This is a genomic window from Pseudoalteromonas sp. Angola-30 (assembly GCF_028599215.1).
Taxonomy (GTDB): domain Bacteria; phylum Pseudomonadota; class Gammaproteobacteria; order Enterobacterales; family Alteromonadaceae; genus Pseudoalteromonas; species Pseudoalteromonas atlantica.
This window is the reverse complement of sequence record NZ_JAQREI010000011.1, coordinates 106,423-127,700: the sequence shown is the minus strand read 5'-3', so window position 1 is coordinate 127,700 and position 21,278 is coordinate 106,423. Positions and strand designations below refer to the sequence as shown.

15 protein-coding genes are annotated in these 21,278 nt (G+C 41.5%); 11 read left to right on the top strand and 4 right to left on the bottom strand.

Annotation, left to right across the window (positions count from 1 at the left end; genetic code table 11):
• The first annotated feature begins 47 nt into the window (after nt 1–47).
• The 7 genes from PSH54_RS14185 (at nt 48) to PSH54_RS14155 (ending at nt 13,660) form a co-directional block, all read left to right on the top strand.
• Complete coding sequence (locus tag PSH54_RS14185; RefSeq protein WP_273606397.1) at nt 48–980, top strand: sugar kinase; 933 nt, start codon at nt 48–50, stop codon at nt 978–980.
• A 64-nt stretch (nt 981–1,044) separates the two neighbouring features.
• Complete coding sequence (gene eda / locus PSH54_RS14180; protein WP_273606396.1) at nt 1,045–1,662, top strand: bifunctional 4-hydroxy-2-oxoglutarate aldolase/2-dehydro-3-deoxy-phosphogluconate aldolase; 618 nt, start codon at nt 1,045–1,047, stop codon at nt 1,660–1,662.
• 13 nt (nt 1,663–1,675) lie between these two features.
• Nucleotides 1,676–2,758, top strand: a complete 1,083-nt coding sequence (gene fbaA / locus PSH54_RS14175) for a class II fructose-bisphosphate aldolase (RefSeq protein WP_024034154.1) — start codon at nt 1,676–1,678, stop codon at nt 2,756–2,758.
• Nucleotides 2,755–3,717 carry a class 1 fructose-bisphosphatase gene (locus PSH54_RS14170; protein WP_029772406.1) on the top strand — a complete coding sequence of 321 codons (963 nt, stop codon included), beginning with the start codon at nt 2,755–2,757 and terminating at the stop codon, nt 3,715–3,717. Before fbaA ends, PSH54_RS14170 begins: the two co-directional genes overlap by 4 nt.
• Before the next feature lie 523 nt (nt 3,718–4,240).
• Complete coding sequence (locus PSH54_RS14165; RefSeq protein WP_273606404.1) at nt 4,241–6,976, top strand: poly(beta-D-mannuronate) lyase; 2,736 nt, start codon at nt 4,241–4,243, stop codon at nt 6,974–6,976.
• Between the two features lie 78 nt (nt 6,977–7,054).
• Nucleotides 7,055–10,102, top strand: coding sequence for a TonB-dependent receptor (locus PSH54_RS14160; RefSeq protein ID WP_273606395.1), 3,048 nt, complete (start codon nt 7,055–7,057; stop codon nt 10,100–10,102).
• Nucleotides 10,103–10,702: 600 nt separating this feature from the next.
• A complete protein-coding gene (locus PSH54_RS14155; RefSeq protein WP_273606394.1) occupies nt 10,703–13,660 on the top strand; it encodes a TonB-dependent receptor in 2,958 nt (985 codons plus the stop codon).
• Nucleotides 13,661–14,245: 585 nt separating this feature from the next.
• Here the strand turns inward: PSH54_RS14155 and PSH54_RS14150 are convergent.
• Nucleotides 14,246–14,878, bottom strand: a complete 633-nt coding sequence (locus PSH54_RS14150) for an alpha/beta fold hydrolase (RefSeq protein WP_273606393.1) — start codon at nt 14,876–14,878, stop codon at nt 14,246–14,248.
• Nucleotides 14,879–14,913: 35 nt separating this feature from the next.
• Nucleotides 14,914–15,864, bottom strand: coding sequence for an SDR family oxidoreductase (locus PSH54_RS14145; RefSeq protein ID WP_273606391.1), 951 nt, complete (start codon nt 15,862–15,864; stop codon nt 14,914–14,916).
• Nucleotides 15,865–16,071: 207 nt separating this feature from the next.
• On the opposite strand from PSH54_RS14145, the gene PSH54_RS14140 reads away from it, so the two are divergent.
• The 3 genes from PSH54_RS14140 (at nt 16,072) to PSH54_RS14130 (ending at nt 18,436) form a co-directional block, all read left to right on the top strand.
• Entirely contained in the window at nt 16,072–17,037 is a 966-nt protein-coding gene (locus PSH54_RS14140; RefSeq protein WP_273606390.1) for an AraC family transcriptional regulator, read from the top strand.
• Nucleotides 17,038–17,039: 2 nt separating this feature from the next.
• Nucleotides 17,040–17,405: a DUF4345 family protein gene (locus PSH54_RS14135; RefSeq protein WP_248462823.1), complete on the top strand. Its 366-nt coding sequence runs from the start codon at nt 17,040–17,042 to the stop codon at nt 17,403–17,405.
• A gap of 110 nt (nt 17,406–17,515) precedes the next feature.
• Nucleotides 17,516–18,436: a LysR family transcriptional regulator gene (locus PSH54_RS14130; protein ID WP_264390211.1), complete on the top strand. Its 921-nt coding sequence runs from the start codon at nt 17,516–17,518 to the stop codon at nt 18,434–18,436.
• 24 nt (nt 18,437–18,460) lie between these two features.
• Here the strand turns inward: PSH54_RS14130 and PSH54_RS14125 are convergent, their stop codons facing one another.
• Nucleotides 18,461–19,567: an SMP-30/gluconolactonase/LRE family protein gene (locus tag PSH54_RS14125; RefSeq protein ID WP_273606388.1), complete on the bottom strand. Its 1,107-nt coding sequence runs from the start codon at nt 19,565–19,567 to the stop codon at nt 18,461–18,463.
• Nucleotides 19,568–19,650: 83 nt separating this feature from the next.
• Nucleotides 19,651–20,391 carry a putative quinol monooxygenase gene (locus PSH54_RS14120; protein ID WP_273606386.1) on the bottom strand — a complete coding sequence of 247 codons (741 nt, stop codon included), beginning with the start codon at nt 20,389–20,391 and terminating at the stop codon, nt 19,651–19,653.
• A gap of 380 nt (nt 20,392–20,771) precedes the next feature.
• Here PSH54_RS14120 and PSH54_RS14115 point away from each other — a divergent pair, with 380 nt between their 5' ends.
• Nucleotides 20,772–21,278 (top strand): RNA polymerase sigma factor, encoded by a 507-nt coding sequence (locus tag PSH54_RS14115; RefSeq protein ID WP_273606384.1) that lies wholly within the window; start codon nt 20,772–20,774, stop codon nt 21,276–21,278.

Genomic DNA, 21,278 nt, shown 5'->3' with positions numbered 1-21,278 from the left:
TGGCTGTGTTTCTCACAGCCATTTACTACCTAAGGTAAGTGATAATAATGAAAAATATTTACTTTATTGGCGAGTGCATGATTGAGTTAAGAGCGACTGTTCCCTCTACATTGCATCAGTCATTTGCAGGTGACGTATACAATTCGGCTGTTTACTTAAAGCGTTGTTTCCCACAAATCACCACCTCAGTTATTACCGCTTTAGGGGAGGATAACTTAAGTAAAAAAATGCGTGAGCGTTTTGCAAGTGAGCAATTAAATACAGATTATGTATTTGCTCATAACAGTAAAGTCCCAGGTATGTATTACATAGAAACGGACGAGCAAGGTGAGCGCAGTTTTATTTACTGGCGTGATGATTCAGCAGCCAAAAAGGTGGTTGAATTTATCAGCCCTGAGCTTGTTAAGCAGCTGTCATCGGGTGATATGTTTTTCTTTTCGGGTATTTCTTTAGCCGTAATAGAAGAGCAAGCAAGAGCGCAGTTTTGGGACATAGTAAAGCAACTTAAAGCCGCGGGTGTAAAAATAGTATTTGACCCAAATTACCGTGCGCGACTTTGGGATAACGTTGAGCAAACTAAAGCGCAATACCATAGTGCATTTAGCTTAGCCGATATTACGTTACCCGGCGTTGAAGACTTAGAAACGCTTTACAACGTGCAAAGTGTAGAAGCGGTAATTGATTATTTGGCTCCGTACAACATTAACGAAATTATAGTAAAAAACGGCCCCGATTCAGTCATTACAAAAGAGGCTAATACAGTGCAAAGCCACAGTATTACGCCAGTTAAAAACGTTGTTGATACAACCTCCGCAGGCGATGCCTTTAACGGCGTGTATTTAGGAGCGCGCTTAGATGGGCGCCCTATAAGTGATGCAGTTAAACTGGGCGCGCAGGCTGCCGGCGTTGTTATTCAGCAACCCGGTGCTATTGCACCAAAAGATGTTTTTCAAGAAGCCATGGCTAAATCAGGTCTCTAACTGGCTAATTTACTCAATTTATAACACTAAGTAGCACGATTATTTAAAATAAGGGAAATAACGCATGACTCGCTTTTCTGAACTAATGGCAGGGCAAACTCTGCTACCTATAATTCAAGCAGACACGCCAGAGCAAGGTGTAAACATTGCTAAAGCAATGGTAGAGGCAGGCCTAACTTTGGTAGAAGTTGTTCTTAGAACAGATGGATCAATTGATGCGCTTAAAGCCATTAAAGAACAGGTTCCACAGCTAAAAGTGGGCGCAGGCACCGTTATTAACGAAACAATTTTAAAGCAAGCGCTAGAAGCAGGCTCAGATTTTATAGTTACTCCCGCTGTATCGCCTACACTATTAAGTGAGCTGGTTAAGTGTAACGTGCCAGTATTGCCAGGTGTATCAAATACCGGCGATATATTAATGGCACTTGAGTATGGTTTTGAAGAGCAAAAACTCTTTCCTGCTTCACTTGCTGGTGGTGCGCCGTTTGTCTCTGCTGTCTCATCTGTATTTCGTGCAGTGAGCTTTTGCCCGACCGGCGGTGTAAGCGAAAAAAATAAAATGGATTACTTGTCGTTAAACAATGTATTTGCAGTAGGCGGTACCTGGGTTGCTAAAAAAGAATGGGTAACGCAGGGTAATTGGCAAGCCATTACAGACTCTTGTATCGAGGCTTTAAAATAGCAAGGAGCAAAAAATGAATTATTTAGCCCCCACCATTGCACCAGGCGTTGTTGTTGGCGATGAAGTAAGCGAAGTGTATAAACACGCACGAACGCATCAGTATGCATTGCCTGCTGTAAACGTGGTGAGCACATCGTCAATTAATGCCACCTTAGAGGCCGCAAAAAAAATGAAGTCGCCGGTCATTATTCAACTATCTAATGGGGGAGCACAGTTTTTTTGTGGTAAAGGTTTAGCACTAGAGGGCCAGCAATCTGCCGTTGTTGGGGCAATAAGTGCTGCACAGTATGTGCATAATGTGGCGAAACACTATGGTGTTGCTGTCATGCTGCACACAGATCACGCAGCAAAAAAACTACTGCCCTGGATTGATGGTTTATTAGATGAAGGCGAAAAGTATTTTGCGCAAACAGGTAAGCCGCTTTTTTCATCGCACATGATTGACCTGTCAGAAGAGCCACTGGAAGAAAATATAGAAATTTGTGAGCGTTATTTAGCGCGCATGGCAAAAATAGGCATGACACTTGAAATAGAGCTCGGGTGTACCGGCGGAGAAGAAGACGGGGTTGATAACTCGCACCTCGACAGCTCTGCACTTTACACTCAACCAGAAGATGTAGCCTACGCCTATGAGCGACTTAGTAAAATAAGCCCTAATTTTATCATTGCTGCTTCGTTTGGTAACGTTCACGGCGTATACAAGCCTGGCAATGTGGTATTAACACCTACCATATTACGCGACTCGCAAGCCTATGTAGCTGAAAAATTTAATTTAGAGCATAACGCTATTAATTTTGTATTTCACGGTGGGAGTGGCTCTGAGCACAGTAAAATTGCTGAGTCGCTAACCTACGGGGTGGTAAAAATGAACATTGATACCGACACCCAATGGGCGAGTTGGAACGGGGTATTAAACTACTACCAAGAAAAACAAGGCTACTTGCAAGGCCAAATTGGTAACCCTGATGGCGAAGATAAACCCAATAAAAAATACTATGATCCACGTGTGTGGTTACGTCAGTCGGAGCAGCATATGGTGGCTCGCCTGATCCAATGTTTTGACGACCTTAATTGTGTGAACAGGTATAGCGCATGAAAAGACTGAATAAAGTATTAAAGCAAGATGGGGTTGAAACCGACCTTATCATGTTAATTCGCACGCTATTAGCAACCACAAAAGAAATAGCGTTTAGAGTAAGCCAAGGTGAGCTTGCGGGTGTTTTAGGCTCTACCCTTAACGAAAATATCCAGGGCGAGGTGCAAAAAAAGTTAGATGTCATTGCCAATCAACTGTTAAAAGATACCTTAATTGATGATGATCTTGTAAAAACAGTGGCATCTGAAGAAGAAGATAATGCAGTAGGCGCCCACCCTGATGGTAAATATATTGTGGCATTTGATCCCCTTGATGGGTCATCCAACATTGATGTTAACGGGCAAATAGGCACTATTTTTACCATTTACCCAGCTAAAGCAGATGTGCCCTACGATAGTGATGAGCAATTTAATCAACCCGGTACTAACCAGGTTTGTGCAGGCTACGTGCTGTATGGGCCATCGTCGTTATTAGTAATGAGTACAGGTGGGCCAACCCGCTGTTATACACACGATTTAACCCACGGTGGCTTTTTGCTGACAAAACCAGAGCTTGCAGTACCGAGTAAAAGCCGTGAGTTCTCGGTTAATATGGCAAATTACCGATACTGGGATGAAGCAACACAAGTTTACTTTGATAAATTACTGTATACATCAGAAGAATTTGCTAAAAGCTCAATTCGCTATAATGCAGCCATGGTTGGCGATGTGCACCGAATTTTATGCCGTGGCGGGGTATTTATGTACCCGCAAGATACGCGCGCGGGTAATGAAAACGGTAAAATACGCTTACTTTACGAAGCTAACCCGCTGGCAATGCTCACTGAAAACGCAGGCGGTATAGCCACCTCTAAAGGCATGCGTATTTTAGATATTCAGCCCGATGAGCTGCATCAGCGTGTGCCTGTTATTTTAGGCTCTAGTGAACCTGTGACTTACTTTAATTCTACGGTTTATTAAATCTGACTAAGGCCTAAGTACAAAAGGGCGGTTATTGTGCTCTTACGCCTTTTAAATAAAACGTATGCCGCTGCTGACAATAGTGAGTTAAACGCAGTGGCTACATTATTTTATATACACATCAAAAATTCATATCTATAGGCTATTACAGCTAAAGCTTTACGCCTGTATTTTCCACCCTCCATTCTTTATGTGCTTATCGCGCTACGTATTAATACAGAGTAATTCTTTCGGTAAAACCAATTGTTCATAAAGGTTGTTTGTTTATCTATTCGCGAAATTAATATTGGTAATAACGCTGCGTTATTAGGTATAGACGTAAGTTAACTTTCAGTTAATAAAACATGATGAATTTTGAACGAATATAGTGGTAAAAGTGTTTTTATTATGCTTATATTACCAAGTTGGTTAACAATGAAGCGTAAAAACAAAATAATTTGGTAATAACACACTGGGTATTTGGTAAATCACACATAACACCTGCTAAATACTAAACCACACAATTAAGGAGAATAGAGCCATGATGAAATTAAAACATTTTGCATTATGTGCTGTTGCAGCTGCCATTATAGGTTGTGACACGGATTCAAATAATAATAACAACACATTGGGCTCTATTGCTCTATCAGGCAAAGCGTTAACGGGCGAAACATTGTCGACCAGCGTAAATGATGCCGATGGTATTTCTGGCGAAGTAAACTACTACTGGTACGCCGACGGACAAGTGATAAGTGGCGCTAATGACGCAACTTTTACATTAACAGATGAGCAAATTGGTTTTGCAATTACAGCACAAGCACTTTATACAGATGACAGCGGTGTTAATGAGTCACATTTAAGTGAGCCCACCGCTGAAGTGTCAGCTATTCCTTTTGCGGCCACGGTAGAAATTAACGGTGATGCAATTATAGGTAATGAACTAAGTGCTAATGTAGCGGATGAAAATGGTTTTGATCCGGCGCTTGTAGCATATACATGGTTTGCAGATGATGTTGAAATTGCCGATGAAACCTTAGCAACCTACACTATTACCGAATCGCAACTAGGTAAAGTTATAACCGTAAATGCAGCATTTGAAGATAACAGAGGCTTTGCAGAGTCAGCTACATCAACTGCCACAGCGCCAGTAGAGCGTGCAAATTCAGAAGGGTCGGTGGCTATTGTTGGCACACCTACGGTGGGTAATACACTTACAGCCGAAATAACAGATGAAGATGGCGCAAGCGGCACAATTACTTACCAATGGTTTGCTGATGAGGTTGCAATTAGTGGTGCCACGCAAAGCACTTACGTTGTAGATGAGTCATTATTAGGGCAATTTATTACCGTGCAGGTTACCTACACGGACGATCACGGTTTTACTGAAGACAACCTTTCTGAGGCAACCATTGCTGTTTCTGCAGAGGCTGTAGATGAAGTGGGTAGTATCACCATTTCAGGGGCTACGCCATATTTAGTGACTAGCGAATTAACCGCTGAAATTAGCGATAACAACGGCGTAGATGAGCAAAACGTTACCTACACTTGGCTTGCTGATGGCGTAGCAATTGCCGACACCAACAGCAAAACATTTACGCCAACTAATCAAGCTGGCGCGATTATATCGGTCACTGCGAGTTATACCGATAACGATGGCTTTTCAAGCACAATTACCGGTGCCGCCGATACAGTAGTGTACACGCAAGTGATAAGCGATGCGGATGCGCTATTAGGTGCTATTAATGCAGGGCTTGGTGATGGCGATGTGCTTGGTTTAAATACCGGTGTATATGCCGATCTTGATGCCATTATGCTAACCAGCGCAGCAACACTTAAAGCTGTTGAAGGACAAAGCCCGGTAATTAGTGGTGAGCTTTGTATTCATGTAGCCAGTGGGGTTGATGGCGCGGGTATTGAAGGGCTTACATTTAAAAATATTGATACTAAATCGGGTGGCTTTTGTGAAACCGAAGAAGATGCCGTTATTTATTCTGAGGGTGACAACTTCACCTTTACACAAAATACTATCGATGGGGAAGCAGAGACGTTAAATAATTCTACCTACCATTGGTTAATGCTTAAAGGCGACGCCGCAGTGGTTGAGCGTAATACCTTTGCCAACCGCGATAAAGCAGAAAATGGTTCGGTGATAAAAATGTCTTCATCGAGCACTAACCACGTTATTCAATATAACCTTTTCACAGGTACCAGCAGCAACCCAAATTTTGGTAACTCTAGTCTGCACTTAATTAACGCAGGGAGTACAACAGGTACAGGCTCTGCTGATGATGCAAACTTTACTATTCAATATAACCGAGTAGAAAACTTTGTTACAGGCCGACGTTTAATGCGCGTACAAACCTCTGGCGCGACGATTAAAGGCAATACCATTTTAAATCCTAATGGCGGTATTTCGCTTGAAGATGGTGGATTTAATACGGTATCAGACAACATTATTATTCGTACCACTGATATTGCAAGTTCAAGCGATCGTCCTGCCGGCGTGCTAGTTACGCCTTTAGGCCACACTGTAAGCAATAACTACATCGCTGGTATTCGTTCTGGTAATAAAGAAGCCGGTGGTATTGTATTTACCGCTAACCCATTTTCACAAGCTGATGGCGGGGTGCCAAATGGAGGTAACCAAGCTGTGCTTGATGGCGCAGGCGACTTTACCCTTAATGTGACTAATAATACGGTACTTAACTCACAGCAACCATTTGTATTTAGCACAGAAATAGGTTCAAAGGCACCTGTTGGAGATTGTGATGAGCTTACCGCAGAAAATGCCCCTGTACTGTATGGTTTAACTAAAAATGCATTTGAAATTAACTTCAACGGTAATTTAAATGCTAATGGGGTGGGCGATCAAACTGACGAAGACACCATTGAAAGCAGCGCGCTTGTTTATGGTTTCTTTTACCCTAACGAGCTGTCGAGCGATCACTCTTTTGAATACGACTGTGACCTAATTAACCATACTGAATCACTGTTCTCTAACAGCTTTGGCTTTAGTGACAGTTATGAGTCGGGCGATGCGAGCGACCTATGGGTTGATATTAGAAACTTAAATGGCAATGGTGAATACGACACCGATGGCGCTATTGACCAAAACCCAGAAGCAAATGGTAAAGAAATCCCAGAGTTTGTCACTGCTACAAGTACGCTGCTTGAGACTGACTCAAATGGAGCACAAGCCTTAGCAGGTGCAAGAAACTTATACTACATCCAAAGCACTGATGTAGGTGCAGGCTCTACATGGGTGGCACAAGATGAATAAGCCCACACTGCACATTATTAATATTTATAAAAATAGCAAACTACGCACAACACACACAATGATAAAGGAGAACGCGGCATGTCGTTAAAAATGGATAGAAGACGTCAACATTCTACAAACAGCTCTGTTTGTAATCATTTTGCACTTTCACCTGCTGCTAAGTTAATTAGAGCTAGTTTACTTGCAGGTATGGCAGGTTCATTGTCATTTAATGCTTTTGCTCAGCAAGAAGCCCAAGAAAAAGTGACTGAAGTAGAGCAAGATGTAGAAATCATCAGCGTTACAGGTACTCGTAGAACCATACAAGATCAAATTGCAATTAAGCGTGAGGCAACAACGGTTGTTGATGGTTTATCTGCAGAAGATATTGGCGATTTACCCGCGCTGTCAATTGGTGAAGCGCTTGAGTCGATTACCGGTGCCGCATCTCACCGTGAAAACGGGGGCGCTACCGAAATCACCATTCGTGGTTTAGGCCCATTTTTAAGCGCAACCCATATTAATGGCCGTGAAGCTACTAATGGTAGTGGTGATCGCTCGGTTAACTTTTCACAGTTTCCATCAGAGCTTGTAAAAAAGGTCGCTATTTACAAAACCCAAGATGCTTCAATGATTGAAGGTGGCGTAGCCGGTGTGATAGCACTTGAAACGATTGCCCCGCTAGATTACGGCAAACAACGCGTACAAGGCGAAGTAAAACTAAATTACAACCCAGATGAAAGTAATGTAGAAAACTCACTGCAAAGTGATACAGGCTATCGTGGTACGTTTAGTTATGTTGACCAATTTGAGTTTGCCGATGGCCAAGCAGTGGGTGTGTCTTTTGGTGTGCAGCGCCAAGATATTAGCCAACCAGAAGCAGAGTACAGAAGCTCAAGCCCATCGGGCTCTTCACTTTGGGCATGTTTAAATGACCCAACTAATACGAATGAAGGGTTTTACAGAAGCAGCGCAGGTGATTGTGAAGACCAAGTAAATGGCAGTAACAATCAAGGTTATCAAACAAACATCGACCCAGAAACAGGCAAAGCCGAAAGCGATGGCACTCCATACGCATGGACAGGCAGTAGCCGCAGCTATCGTCAAAATGAAACCTCAGATGAGCGTGATGCAGTATTTATTGCAATGCAATACCAGCCGTCGTCTGAGTGGGATGTTAACTTTGATGCACAAATCTCTGACAGAATACAAAGAGAAGCACGCCACGATTTAATTTTTTTACAAAAACGCGCAACACCTGGTTTAACAGGCCCAACGCTTGTTACTAACGATGTAGGCGGAATTTTACATTGGGAAGGTGAAGAACGTATTGAATCGGCGGGCGAGCAATTCTCACGTGAAGAAAACTACCAAGGCTATGGTATTAATATTGAGCACACGGTAACCGACCGCCTTACTGTAAATCTTGATTTAGCGTATTCAAAAACTGAGCGTGAAGAGCTACAAATTTCTAACCGTGGTAGAACCGCAGACCGTAATTTGTTTAGCTGGGATATGGGCGATGAAATTCCTCACTTCACCTTAACGGACTTTGATGTAACTGATATTTCTAACTTTACAGATAGCTTACGTACACGTTTAGACCGTGAAAATGTTCGCGAAAACGTAGTTAAATCGGCGCGTATTGATTTTGACTACGCGTTAGAGGGCGATATATTTACCAGTATTGAAGGGGGTATTAGAGCCTCAGAACTAAGCTTTATACAGTTTGGTGGTAGCCAAGGTAATGGGTCTCGTACTGAGTACACGATAGGCGATGACTCAGCATTAGAGATACTTCAAGGCTGTCAAATTGACTTCCCAGAATCTGACTTTTTATCTAGCGTATCGGATGGCAACTTAGTAACAAATGTAGATAGTAGCGGTAATGTAATAAGCTCTGGGACAGGTTCTTCGTGGGCGACCTACGATAACGTGTGTTTCTCTCAAGCTGTAGCGGCTACAGACACTGATTATACAGGTGAATTTGGTTACCCTGATGTTGAGTACGAAAATGCCGGTACCATAGATGTTACTGAAAAAACCACCTCAGTGTACTTAATGGCAAACTACGACACCGAAGTATTTGGTAAGTTTATTCGTGGTAACTTCGGCCTACGTATAGTTGATACTGATGTAACCTCGGTAGGCTTTAGAACAAATTACACTGTAGATGTAGATGAAACTACAGGCGCTGTAACCCTCGATGTAGGGGATTCACTAGAAAGAACCGAAAGCGGCGGTGGCTATACCAAATACTTACCAAGCTTTAACTTAGTAGTTGATTACAGTGAAGATATTTTACTGCGTGCGGGTATTTACCGTGGTATGTCACGTGCTGACCCATCTGATTTAGGCTATGATCGCGACTTTGTAACAGACGATCAATCTGTTGCGCTATCGCTTTCTGACTTATTAACCGTAGATGGTTCAGGTAACCCTGATACTCAACCATTAATGTCATGGAACTACGACTTAGCCTTTGAATGGTACCCTAATGAAGATTCTATTTTAGCACTAAGCCTATACTACAAACAGTTCCAAGGTGGCTTCCAGCAACAAACTGTAATTGAAGACTATGTGGTTGGCGGTGAAACGGTATCATTACCAGTGACAAATTCGGTAACAACCGATAATGATAGCGATATACTGGGTTTAGAAGCATCGTTCTCGTACCGTTGGGATAATGGTATTGGTGTAAAATTTGGCTATAACTTTGCAGATACTGACTTTGAGTTTGAAGATAGCTTATATGGCGATACATACGTTACCGACCTAGATGGCAATACTACTCAATTAACTGCCGGTATTATTGAACCTGGTTCGGTGCCGGGCTTCTCAGAGCATGTATTTAGTAGCCAACTGTATTACCAAATTGGTGACTTTGATACGGCTATTATTTACAAATACCGTAGTGAATACTTCCAACCATATACCAGTAATGGTACCCGCTTACGTTATGTTGATGCCGTAGGTGTATGGGAAATGCGCGCATCGTATAAAATTAACGAGCACTTTAGAGTTAAAGCTGAAGCCATTAACTTGTTTAGCGCACCTAAGTCACAAGACTTCTTTGTGGAAGATAACCTAGGTGAAGTAAACGATTACGGCCCACGTTTATTCTTAGGAATGAGCTTTAAGCTATAACACAAAACCAGTGATCCCCACTTTAAAGCCCAATTAGCGTATGCCGCTAATTGGGTTTTTTTGTATGTGTGTGGGCTATTAAACCTAAGCTTTTTGAATCGCGGCGTACTCTCTTAACTAAATCTTGGCTAAACCTTTTTACCTAAAGCGCAGCATTACTAAACTCAGTTTTAGTAACGCTGCGTTATTGGCAGCGAATTAGTTAGCCAAAAGTCTACTATCTTTATCTTGGTTGACCAATTAATTCGGTAAAAGCGGCCAAATATAAAAATAACGCTGTATATATAAAAAAAATATATCGAGAAGATTGAGGAGGTTTCAATCTATTTTTGTGTGTTATTTAACCTTGATTGAGATTTAAAAGCACATTAAATACAAGTGGTTATATTATGGTCAGTAATAAAAGTATTTTTGTCATGCCGAATTGGCTTTTATTGGTAATGACTGTTTTTGCTTTTTTTACAAAAAATGGTTTACCAATAGGTTGACCTTTGGTGATTTTGCTGTAAATATTAAGTTAACCATTTAGACAAATGGTAAGGCGTTTAATAAAAAATATATAGCGAGTTACACATAGCACTGACACACACAGGAAAAACTATGAATCACAAGTTATCAAAAATTACGCTAGCAGTTATATCTGCCACAGCATTAAACCTTTCTTTGTCCACACACGCACAGGAAGCCAAGCCAATTGCAGAAGATGATGTAGAGATCATCGAAGTATCTGGCATTCGTCAATCACTTACTAATGCACTTGCTGAAAAACGCTCTGCAGATAGCCTAGTTGAAATTATTCAGTCAGAAGATATTGGTAAATTACCCGATCAAAACCTCGCTGAAGTATTAGAAAACGTAACGGGTATTCAAATTACACGTCAAGCGGGTGTAGGCACAGGTGTACAAATTCGTGGTACCGATGCTAACCGTACCGAAATTAACGGTGTATCAACGGTGGGCTCAGGCTCTGGTCGAAGTGGTATTAGCTTTGAAGATGTATCAGCGTCAATTATTTCAAGTTTAGAGGTAATAAAGTCGCCTGAAGCGAAAACAATAGAGGGCTCTGTAGGCGGTACTATTAACCTTAAAACGATTCGCCCACTGCACTTAGGTGAGCAGCTAGCCACTATTAGAGTGCAAGGTGAGCACAGTAGCTTAAGCACTGATAGCGGTTTGCAACCACGTTTTTCGGGAACTTTTGCTGATAACTGGGAAGGTGATTACGGTAAATTTGGTGTGTTAGTGAGCGGCAGCTACGCAGAGCAAGATGTAACGGCGTTTCGCCCACGTGCAGATAGAGATAACATTATCACTGCAGATAGCGGTGTAGCCAGCGCTCAGTCTTTTGACTTTTTACCGATTCAATTTTTTGTACAAGATTACGATAACTACGAATACGAAACTAAAAACTTTGTAGGTACCATTGAATGGGCGCCAAACGACAACACAAAGTTTTATTTTGATGCTGTGGTTAACGATCAAGAACGTCGCCAAGAAAGCTCTCGTGTACAGGCTTCTGGTGTAAGTGCGCTTAATGATATTTCGGTTCCTGATGAATTTGAAACCGTAAACTTAGGCTCACTTGGCGGTACCAACCTTGGGTCTATTCAAGCGGCCTTACGCGGTGTCATTCCGGTTAATTTAGAAAACGATGATGACGATCCTAACCTTCGTTTTTCAAGTGATACAAACTCGCGTGTTACCGATAGTAATATTTTTAGACTCGGTGGCGAATGGCAAGGCGATAAGTGGTTTGTTAGTGCTGAAATTGCTTCGTCATCTTCAGATACAACTACGCCTAGCTTTAATACAACGCTTAACTTTATTAACCCTAATGTGCCGTTAGATGCTGGTGGCGGTAATGATAATAGTGTGCCGTTTGAGTATGACTTATCAGGTGGCGCATTGGCATTTGGTATTGCAGAGGGGGCAGAGTACGCACCAACGGTTGAACAACTACTAGACCCTGCAAATGTAGTGCTACGTGATGTAAATATTGGTCAAGATACCGTTGAAAACTCTGAGGATGCGTTCCGTATTGATTCAACCTATTACACAGACTCAATTGTAACCTCTATTGATTTTGGTTACCGCTACAGTAAATCACAAAGCAAACAAAACGAAATTACCTCAAGCATTGGTTTAAGAACCATGGCTGATAGCCCGTCGGGTGATTTATTTGCCGACTTATTAGTGGCAGGCCCAGATAACTTTAACGAAGCTGATGGCCGCTCGTTATACATAGGCGACTTTTTATTAATTGATCCAGAGCTTGTGGCGTCAGACCCTGATGCGGTACTTGCCACATTACAAGCAGCGATGACTGCGCATGGTTCAAGCAAAACATTAAATGCACCTACTTCAAGTTCTGCAGGTTTTTTTGATATAGAAGAAACCACTCATGCGCTATATGCACAAGCTAACTTTGAGTACGAAATGGTACGCGGTAATATTGGTGTGCGTTACATTCAAACAGACGTAGAGTCTACGGGCAACTCAGTTACTCAAGATGGTAGTGGTAATGAACTGGTAACGCGTATTACCAATGAATCAGACTATGACTTTATTTTACCTCGTTTAAACCTTGTCGCTGATGTATCAGAAGATGTACTTGTACGCTTTGGTGTTGGTAAAGATATTCGTCGCCCTGATTATAACGACCTATCAACGTCTATTACCTACAGCACAAGTCCAAATGACGAAGTTGAATTTGGTAACCCAGCACTGAAACCTGAAGAAGTACTGTCTTACGATTTATCGGCAGAGTGGTATTTTGCAGAGGCAAGTGTATTTAGCGTAGGTATTTTTCATAAAACACGTAAAGACTTACACGTAAATCAGTTAACCTCGCCAGTTGAAGACCCTGTAACAGGGTATCGCGACTTAACAGAGCCATGTGAAGGTGGCGGTATATTTAACCCCATTGCAGATATAAACGTATTTGGCCCTGAGAATGGCCGTGGCGTATGTGTTGGTACAGAAACAAAAGTAAACGATAGTGGTGAAACTACCCAAAAAGGGATTGAGTTTGCCTTTCAGTATGACCTATCAGGCTTTGAAAAAGACCTAGGGTGGGCATCTGGCTTTGGTGTGCTAGCTAACTATACAATTCAAGAGTTCTCAGGTGGTGAAACAGAAAATTCAGCAACCTCAAGAGCAAGTAATGTATTTGCAGCAACCACAGGTACGCCAGGTATTGAAGTAAGTGAAATTCAAGGCTTACTTAACCTTTCTGAAAACGCGTATAACTTTACGCTGTACTACGAAAAATTTGGCCTATCAGCACGTATGCGTTACACGTGGCGTGAAGGGTATCGTTCAAATGACTTTGGTAGTACGTCTAGCTTCCCTTGGGGTTTCCCAGTGGTACAGGAAGACCGTGGCCAGCTTAATGCAAGTATTAGCTACGATGTGAACGAGCAACTTAATATTGGCTTAGAGGCTGTAAATATTACTGAATCTGAAATTAGCCAATCATGTGTAAACGAAAGCGCACTATTGTGTTTCCAAGGTTTAACTGACCGTCGTATTACACTGGGTGCAAGTTACCGTTTTTAAAAAGTATGTTGAGAGTGTGTAGCCTTTGAACGGGCACTCAAAAGCAAGCCACATGGCTTGCTTTTTTTTACCTAAAATTAGCGGCAGTTAGGTGGTTAATAAAGGGCCGTGGTTCTTTGTGTTGGGGGTAAAAATGCACCTGTTTGCAAAAAGTAAAGTGTGTGTTGTATTACTTGTTGGTTGTAGCGCATTCCCGTGTGGCTTACATCAAGGGTAATAAAATCACGCGTATTAGTAGGGCGTGTTGGTATTTTATGGTTAAATTTGCAGCAGTGTGTTTGGTTTTTAGGCAAGGCAGAGCCTGTGAAGTGTGGTTATTCCCCATAAATAGGCGATAACGCTGCATAAATGCCAAACATGTGCTGCCCTTTGGGTTCTGCCTAAGGGCGATAAACTCTTTGTTGCCTACATGGATGTAGGTAAGGGGCGTGAGCAGGACGCGGAAGCTTTACTCGGTTTTTACTTATTCTTACAGGGATGTAAGTCATTAGAATAACGCAGGAGCAGTTATCGAGCCCACTAGGTTACAAGCCTCGCGCCGCGATTTAATCGCCCCTAGATTGAACAAATTTCAATCCGCAAAAATCAACACGCCCTCAGTTTGGTTGATTCTACAGACACCAAGCCATCGTTTTTACTTTTAAAATAATGCTGTGTCAGGGTGGATGCTTTAGTACCGGCTATTACGCCTAAATTAATGTCCAGCTCATTTATGGTGTTGCCCAAACTCTTACTGCCTGTAATTAAAGATTGGCTTACACCGCCGGCTATATGCATTAACCATGAACCATTTAAATGATTAGCTAATTCGCTGCCTTTGTTAGGCGTACCAATTAACATGACATTTACAAGTGTATTACCATTAAATACCCGAGGGTTATTTTGCAAGTAGGCTCTAATAACTAAGCCACCTAGGGAGTGGCCGACAAAATGTACTTTACTCGCATTAGCAATACAGGCATTAATTTTTGTGGTTGTTTGCGTAAATACAGCCTCAACACTTTGCCCTAAAGAGGCGTAATTTAGGCTGCATACTTTATAATGAGCACGTTTAAGCTGCTGGGCAAAATATCGCATTGCCCAATCGCTTCTGCCTAACCCATGGGCAAGTACTACCAGCTCATCATCAGGTTTATACTGCACAGGAGGGTTATTGGTACTTTTACAGCCGGTTAGGAAAAGTAAAAGTATTAGGCCGATTACTAATGGTTTTTTCATTACTTTTACACCCTACACACGTTCGCTATTAGTAATTATATTGTCCATTTAAAAGCAGTGTGCTGCTCAGTAACCGCCCATAATTTGCTAAGTACAGGCTGATCTAAAGCAAACGGCTCAAGTTTGCATGTTCCTACGGGGCCGCTCCAATTCCATCTTCCTGATGGGCCATAATACGCACGTTGTTTTAGGTTATGCTCGGTGGCACACATAACCTCAGGGTATGCACCTTGCTCTGCCGATTGCGCTAAGCCCATTTTTACTATTAATGACCAGGTAAATCGGGTTGCAAAGTTAACATTATCGCCAATAAGAGAGGTATTAGCTGCACCTGGGTGACACACAAACACCTGCACATTTTTATTGGCGGCGGCTATTTTATTTTGCAGCTCATAAGCAAACATCATTTGTGCAAGTTTACTGTGGCAGTAGGTCTTATTTGGGTGGTAGTTTTTATTCCAATTCATGTCATCAAATTGAATCGTTTTAAGCCCCATTTTGTAGCCTTCACTGGCCACTACAACAATACGCCCGCTAGATTGCTCTATTTTGTTAAAAAGTAAACCACACAGTAAAAAGTGCCCATAGTGGTTAACCCCTAACTGACTTTCAAAGCCGTCTTTAGTAAATTGCTGAGTCGCGACCTGCGCAATGGCACCGTTACAAATAAGTGCATCTATGTGTGGCACAGTTTGTAATACCTCGTTGGCTGCATGGCGTACTGATGCAAGCTCTGCTAGGTCCATTTTTATAAAGCTCACATCGGTACTATTGCCAAACTCCTGTTTTAACTTAGCAATAGCTTCATCTGATTTTAAAGTGTTACGATTGAGCATAACTACTTTTGCGCCTTTAGCGAGTAATAGTCGGGTTGCTTCAAAGCCTGCGCCTGTATTTGCTCCCGTTATTAGATAGCATTTACCAACTAAAGAACTGAGTTGGTCGGGAGTCCAGCCAGAAGGGCCAAATGGGTTAGTTGCGCTCATTAGTTAAATTCCTATCAATATAAGTATAAATATGCAGTACAGGGCTATGCGCATTGTTCCACATTGCTTGTTAGGTAATATAACTCTCGCTACTAGGTGTAACTAGGCGATATCCTCTTTAAAATATGCCTATTTGTATCGCTGCATTGAGAATGTGTATTTACGGTGCTAGATTGGATTTATTCTATATTTAAAAGGTATGGGTGAATGAGCAAACACCACATTAAGCAACTTATACAAAATAGCCTGTCTTTTAACGATGTAAACAACGATGAAAATTATACCCAAGGGCTAATAGAAACGGGTATTAAAGGTGTTCAGTTGTTTAAAGTAACGCATGCTATGCGCTGTGCACCTGCGGTATACGAGCCGTGTATTGTTGCTATAGTCAGTGGCGCTAAAGAAGCCATACTTGATGGTAAGCATTTTATATACGATGAAAATAATTATATGTGCTGCCCTATGTCTATGCCGGTAGAAGCGGGTACACCCACGGCTTCACCTGAGAACCCCTTGCTAGGCGTTATTGTATCGCTAGATACAAAAGTGATGACCGAATTATCTATTACCATGGCTGCACAAGGTGTAAAAAAACACGCATCAGGCCCCAAAACGCAAGGGCTTACACTCGCTGCGTGGGATGACTCATTTACCGATTCATTACTACGATTGCTGCAACTTGTAGGCAACCCTGTAGATATTGCGGTTTTAGGTGAAGGGCGACTGCGAGAATTATATTACGCCATATTAAACGGACAGGCAGGTAGTAGTGTGCACCAAGCCTTTGGCGTAGGAAACGACATAGCACGCTCAATTGATTATTTGGCATCTCGATTAGATGAGAGCATAACCATAGACGATATGGCAGCAAAAATTGGCGTAAGTAGGGCAGTTTTGCATCGAAAATTTAAGGATGCGACCAGTATGTCGCCGATTCAATTTGTTAAATCTATGCGCTTAAATACCGCCGCGATGAAAATTGCAGCGGGTATGAACGTAAGTTCGGCGGCCATGTCGGTAGGCTATGTTAGCTCATCACAATTTAGCCGAGAATTTAAACGTATGTATGGGAAATCGCCAAAGCAGTGGAGCCAAGCAAAGGAGTTACCTCAGGAGCTTGTTGAGCAATCGATTGTTCAAACAGTTGATCAAACAACCAGCCTGAGGGATTGATCATGGATAATATAGTCATTTTTAGGGTTGTTGGTGCGGTATTAATTATTTTTGGCATAGTGTTAGCTGCCAACCCTGAGCTGATAAGCAATAAGCCAGTTCCTAATGATATTTTTAAGGCCGTAGAGCGCAGAATTTGGTGGGGGTTATTTATTGGTTTTGGCTTATTACTGCAATTTCATCATCAGCTTGTACCTTGGCAAGCTAGCATAGCGGCAACACTGTCATCGTTACTCGTAGGGCTTTTAATTGCAAGGCTTATTGGCATTATGTTAGATGGCTCGGTAGCAAAACAGTGGCTAAATGTGGGTATTGAATTAGTAATACTCGCGCCTTTAATTTGGTGGTATTTAAAAGTACGCAGCTAGTATCAAGATTGTTAATTTTAGAAACTAAAAGTAATTTTAGTTTCTGTGTTTCTTAAAGGAGCGGTAAAGTGAAACTAATCTGTCGTTTACTTTTACCTATGAACTAAATAATGATGAACCTCGATTACCTAAACTTATTTGTCAGAGTAGCTGCAACTAATAATATATCAAAAGCTGGAGCTGAACTTGGCTTGTCATCGGCTGTAGCAAGTGCTCACCTTAATAAATTAGAAGAGAGTATTGGAGTTCGGCTAATACACAGAACTACACGAAAAGTATCGCTTACTGATGAAGGAAAAGAGTTTCTGCCCCACGCGAAGGATGTGCTTGTTACTGCTGATATCGCGCTAACGTCTGTAAAGAGCGAAAGGGCAAAAATAGCAGGCAAATTGAGAATAACAGCCCCTGTTTCTTTTGGTCATATTCATCTCATTCCTGCGCTAAATAAGTTTATGGATCTTTACCCTGATTTAACCGTAGAGCTTCGCCTTAGCGATACAATAGTAGATATGGTTGAAGGTGGGTTTGACATTGCTATTCGTAACGCAGAGCTTAAAGACTCTACATTAGTCGCAAGGAAGCTCGCAACTGACAACAGAATTATATGTGCATCACCAGATTACCTTAACAAGCATGGTATACCTACCAATCCCGAAGCGCTTTTACAACATAACTGTATTAATTTAATAGGCAATGAGCATTGGCATTTTAAAACGCCTAGTGGGTCAAAGACGGTTAAAACCAAAGGGAGCTTTGCCTCAGATAATGGAGAGGCGGTGCGCAATGCGGGTATTAATGGCATGGGGGTAATCATGTGCTCTACTTGGATTGCCTATGAGCAATTAAAAGCAGGTCAATTAGTACAAATTCTAAGGGATTACCCGTTAGAGTCTCATGCTTCTATATGGGCGGTTTACCCGTCTTCAAAATTAGTGGCCCCAAAGGTGCGGGCATTTATCGACTTTTTTTCAGCCAGCTATGGCAGCCCGCCTTATTGGGATAAAGTATTGGAGAGTCAAAACGGTCAGTGAGCGCTGACCGTTTTGAGTGCATCATTATTTTAAATACACTGTTGATATAGTAAACGGTGCGTCAGCTTGCGTGTTGGCCATGTTTGGTGCATCAAACACTGCATCAAAATTTGTAATATACACGGTGTTGCCTCTAACAATCGCTTCTCCAGGTCCGTCTAACTCATTATTTGTACCGTCGCTGTCTTTATTTTTTGTCAGTAAAGTTGTTTTACCATTTACGTCAATACTATAAGCAGCATTGTCAAATAGGTCAGTAATATATAAAGCCTGAGAGTCTTCACTCCACTGAATACCGTCACTTGCAATCAAGCCTTCACTAAATAGCGTGGTTGATTGTTTAGTGCCATTTTTACTAATGGTGGTTTTATACACCGTCCCTTCTTCCATAATACCGGTATATAAGTTACCAAGCCCATCAACAGCTAAACCATTGGCACCAAAGCCTAGGCTTCCATCTGAGTAAAAGACTTCAAATAAATGTTCGTCAAAATTATCTTTTCCTTTATACGCAGCGATCTGTAATGGATTTTTTGGGTCTAATTCCTCTAAACTTACTTTGTACACACCGCTGGTGGTTGAGCTGCCTTTTTCAGTTGCAAGCACTGTATCTGAGATGAATAAGTCGTTACCGTGCCACGCTATGGCATTAGGAAAAGAAAACCCTTTAGCAACAACATCAACTGTGGTTGCTTTGCCGTTTTGTACATTAACGCGTAATAAACGCGATTCGCCACCAAACCATAATTGCATATCGACTACGTAAATGTTGCCATCTGGCCCCATAGCAATACCCATAGGCGTAACAACTCCGCTGGTTGGTTCAAGATCGCGGGGCTTAAATGTATACCATACTGATACGCGATCGTTTTCATCAATTAGGCCAATCGTTGGCGCTTGGGCATTTTGTATGACCCCTTTTTCGATAAGTGTTTGATTATGTAAATTTGGTGAAGTAAATAAAATATTGTTATTAGCATCAAGTGCAAAGCTGGCAGGAGAATTAAACTGCGCAGGTAAATCTTGTAGTGAATAAGTTTGTTGTGCTGGTGGTGTTTGCGTACAAGCAAAAAGTACACCTGAAATAAGCAGTAAACTTACTATTTTTGTGTATTTATTTAAACTTTTCATAGTATCCCTTTAAATGGCAATGGATGTTTAAAACATGGCCGGTAATCATAATCGATATAAAAACCGGCATTTGGAGCTACTAGTTATTTAGCAAAACCACCCAATGGTTTTAGTAATAGTGGCGAAAGTGCAGCATGCATATCTCGTAACTCTTTAGGTAAGTCACCTAAATGGACCATACGTGTTGGGGTTGCTGCTTTAATCCACTGCTCGGCATGGTCGTTCCAATTTTCAATATGAGTGAAGGATGACTCTAAATCACGAAAGCGCTCATAAACCAATACGTCACCTTCATCAGATAGGTAGTATTGATAGTTTAAAGTGCCAGGCTCTGTTTTAGCTCTTTCTACTTGCGAATTCATTACCGCCTTGAATGCTTCAAGTTGGCCTTCGTTTAGTTTAGCTTCAACAATCCAACCAAAATTTTCGAAGGTTGTGCCATTGTCAGTGTTAATCATGCTTGTTTCATCTACTTCTCGAGCAAAGCCACCTAATGGTTTTAGCCATGTTGGTGATAGCGCAGCGTGACGCTCTCGTACATCATCAGGTAAATCGCCAAGATGAAGCATACGAGTTGGCTCAGCAGCGGCTATCCAGCGCTCAGCATGTGCATCCCAGTTTTCAATGTGTTCGTGTGAAGCGTGTGCATCAGCAAATCGCTCGTAAACTAAAACATCGCCATCATCAGACAAATAGTATTGGTAATTAAGCGTACCTTCTTCAGTCAATGCGCGGTTAACTTGCGAATTCATCACCGCTTTAAAGTTCTCTAATTCGCCTTCTTTAAGTTTTGCCTCAACGATCCAACCAAAATTCTTAAACATAATATTCTCCACAGTATAGGAAGATACATTTCTTCCGAATTAATCTACATTGTCTTGAGTTGACGAAAGAGAAGATAACAAAGTTAATTGGTGTTGATAATGAAGGTAATTAAGAATCACTTCGTAGTTTTTGTTGATAATTTATTTTAATAATAATTGTGATTATTTTAGCGATACTGCGAATAACTAAATAAGAAGGTTAGGTGAGTATTATGGTAAAGCTAAAATGTTTATATTTAACCGTGTACAGGTTTCGTTGAATAGGCCAAAGCGCCGCACTTTATTACTTTTAAAAACAGATGCATTAGCACTTAAACACAATAAAACTGCGATGAAAAAATACGTGATGAGATTAATTTAGATGATGGATTTATGCGTAAATGAACACCAATAAAAAAGCACTGTTTGCTCAAACAATGGAGCAGCATAAAGGCATTATTTATAAAGTTGTAAACTCTTACTGTCAAAACCAACACGACAGGCAAGACTTAGCGCAAGAAATACTCACCACCATGTGGCTTGCTTATGATAATTACGACAAAGACTATAAATTTTCTACGTGGATGTATCGAATAGCACTGAATGTGGCGATTTCATATTACCGCAAAGACAGTAAACGAGAAGATAAAGCCAATGAAAGTGAGCAGTGCATTGTGCACATAGCCGACCTATCAGCGCACAATGATAAAAGCGAAGAGGTTAAGCAGCTTTATGAATTTATAGCAAAGCTCGATAAGTTAAATAAAGCCATAGTATTGCTGTATTTAGAAGGCGAATCCCATCAAAGCATAGCGACGAGTTTAGGCATAAGTAAAACCAACGTCGCTACGCGAATTGGCCGAATTAAAGAAACACTAAAAAATCAATTTGAAAAACAGGGGGCTTAA

Coding starts and splice junctions, on each gene's coding strand:
- PSH54_RS14115 (WP_273606384.1), top strand. CDS start 20,772: ATGAACACCAATAAAAAAGCACTGTTTGCTCAAACAATGGAGCAGCAT.
- PSH54_RS14185 (WP_273606397.1), top strand. CDS start 48: ATGAAAAATATTTACTTTATTGGCGAGTGCATGATTGAGTTAAGAGCG.
- PSH54_RS14125 (WP_273606388.1), bottom strand. CDS start 19,567: ATGAAAAGTTTAAATAAATACACAAAAATAGTAAGTTTACTGCTTATT.
- PSH54_RS14135 (WP_248462823.1), top strand. CDS start 17,040: ATGGATAATATAGTCATTTTTAGGGTTGTTGGTGCGGTATTAATTATT.
- fbaA (WP_024034154.1), top strand. CDS start 1,676: ATGAATTATTTAGCCCCCACCATTGCACCAGGCGTTGTTGTTGGCGAT.
- PSH54_RS14140 (WP_273606390.1), top strand. CDS start 16,072: ATGAGCAAACACCACATTAAGCAACTTATACAAAATAGCCTGTCTTTT.
- PSH54_RS14150 (WP_273606393.1), bottom strand. CDS start 14,878: ATGAAAAAACCATTAGTAATCGGCCTAATACTTTTACTTTTCCTAACC.
- PSH54_RS14130 (WP_264390211.1), top strand. CDS start 17,516: ATGATGAACCTCGATTACCTAAACTTATTTGTCAGAGTAGCTGCAACT.
- PSH54_RS14170 (WP_029772406.1), top strand. CDS start 2,755: ATGAAAAGACTGAATAAAGTATTAAAGCAAGATGGGGTTGAAACCGAC.
- PSH54_RS14155 (WP_273606394.1), top strand. CDS start 10,703: ATGAATCACAAGTTATCAAAAATTACGCTAGCAGTTATATCTGCCACA.
- PSH54_RS14165 (WP_273606404.1), top strand. CDS start 4,241: ATGAAATTAAAACATTTTGCATTATGTGCTGTTGCAGCTGCCATTATA.
- eda (WP_273606396.1), top strand. CDS start 1,045: ATGACTCGCTTTTCTGAACTAATGGCAGGGCAAACTCTGCTACCTATA.
- PSH54_RS14120 (WP_273606386.1), bottom strand. CDS start 20,391: ATGTTTAAGAATTTTGGTTGGATCGTTGAGGCAAAACTTAAAGAAGGC.
- PSH54_RS14160 (WP_273606395.1), top strand. CDS start 7,055: ATGTCGTTAAAAATGGATAGAAGACGTCAACATTCTACAAACAGCTCT.
- PSH54_RS14145 (WP_273606391.1), bottom strand. CDS start 15,864: ATGAGCGCAACTAACCCATTTGGCCCTTCTGGCTGGACTCCCGACCAA.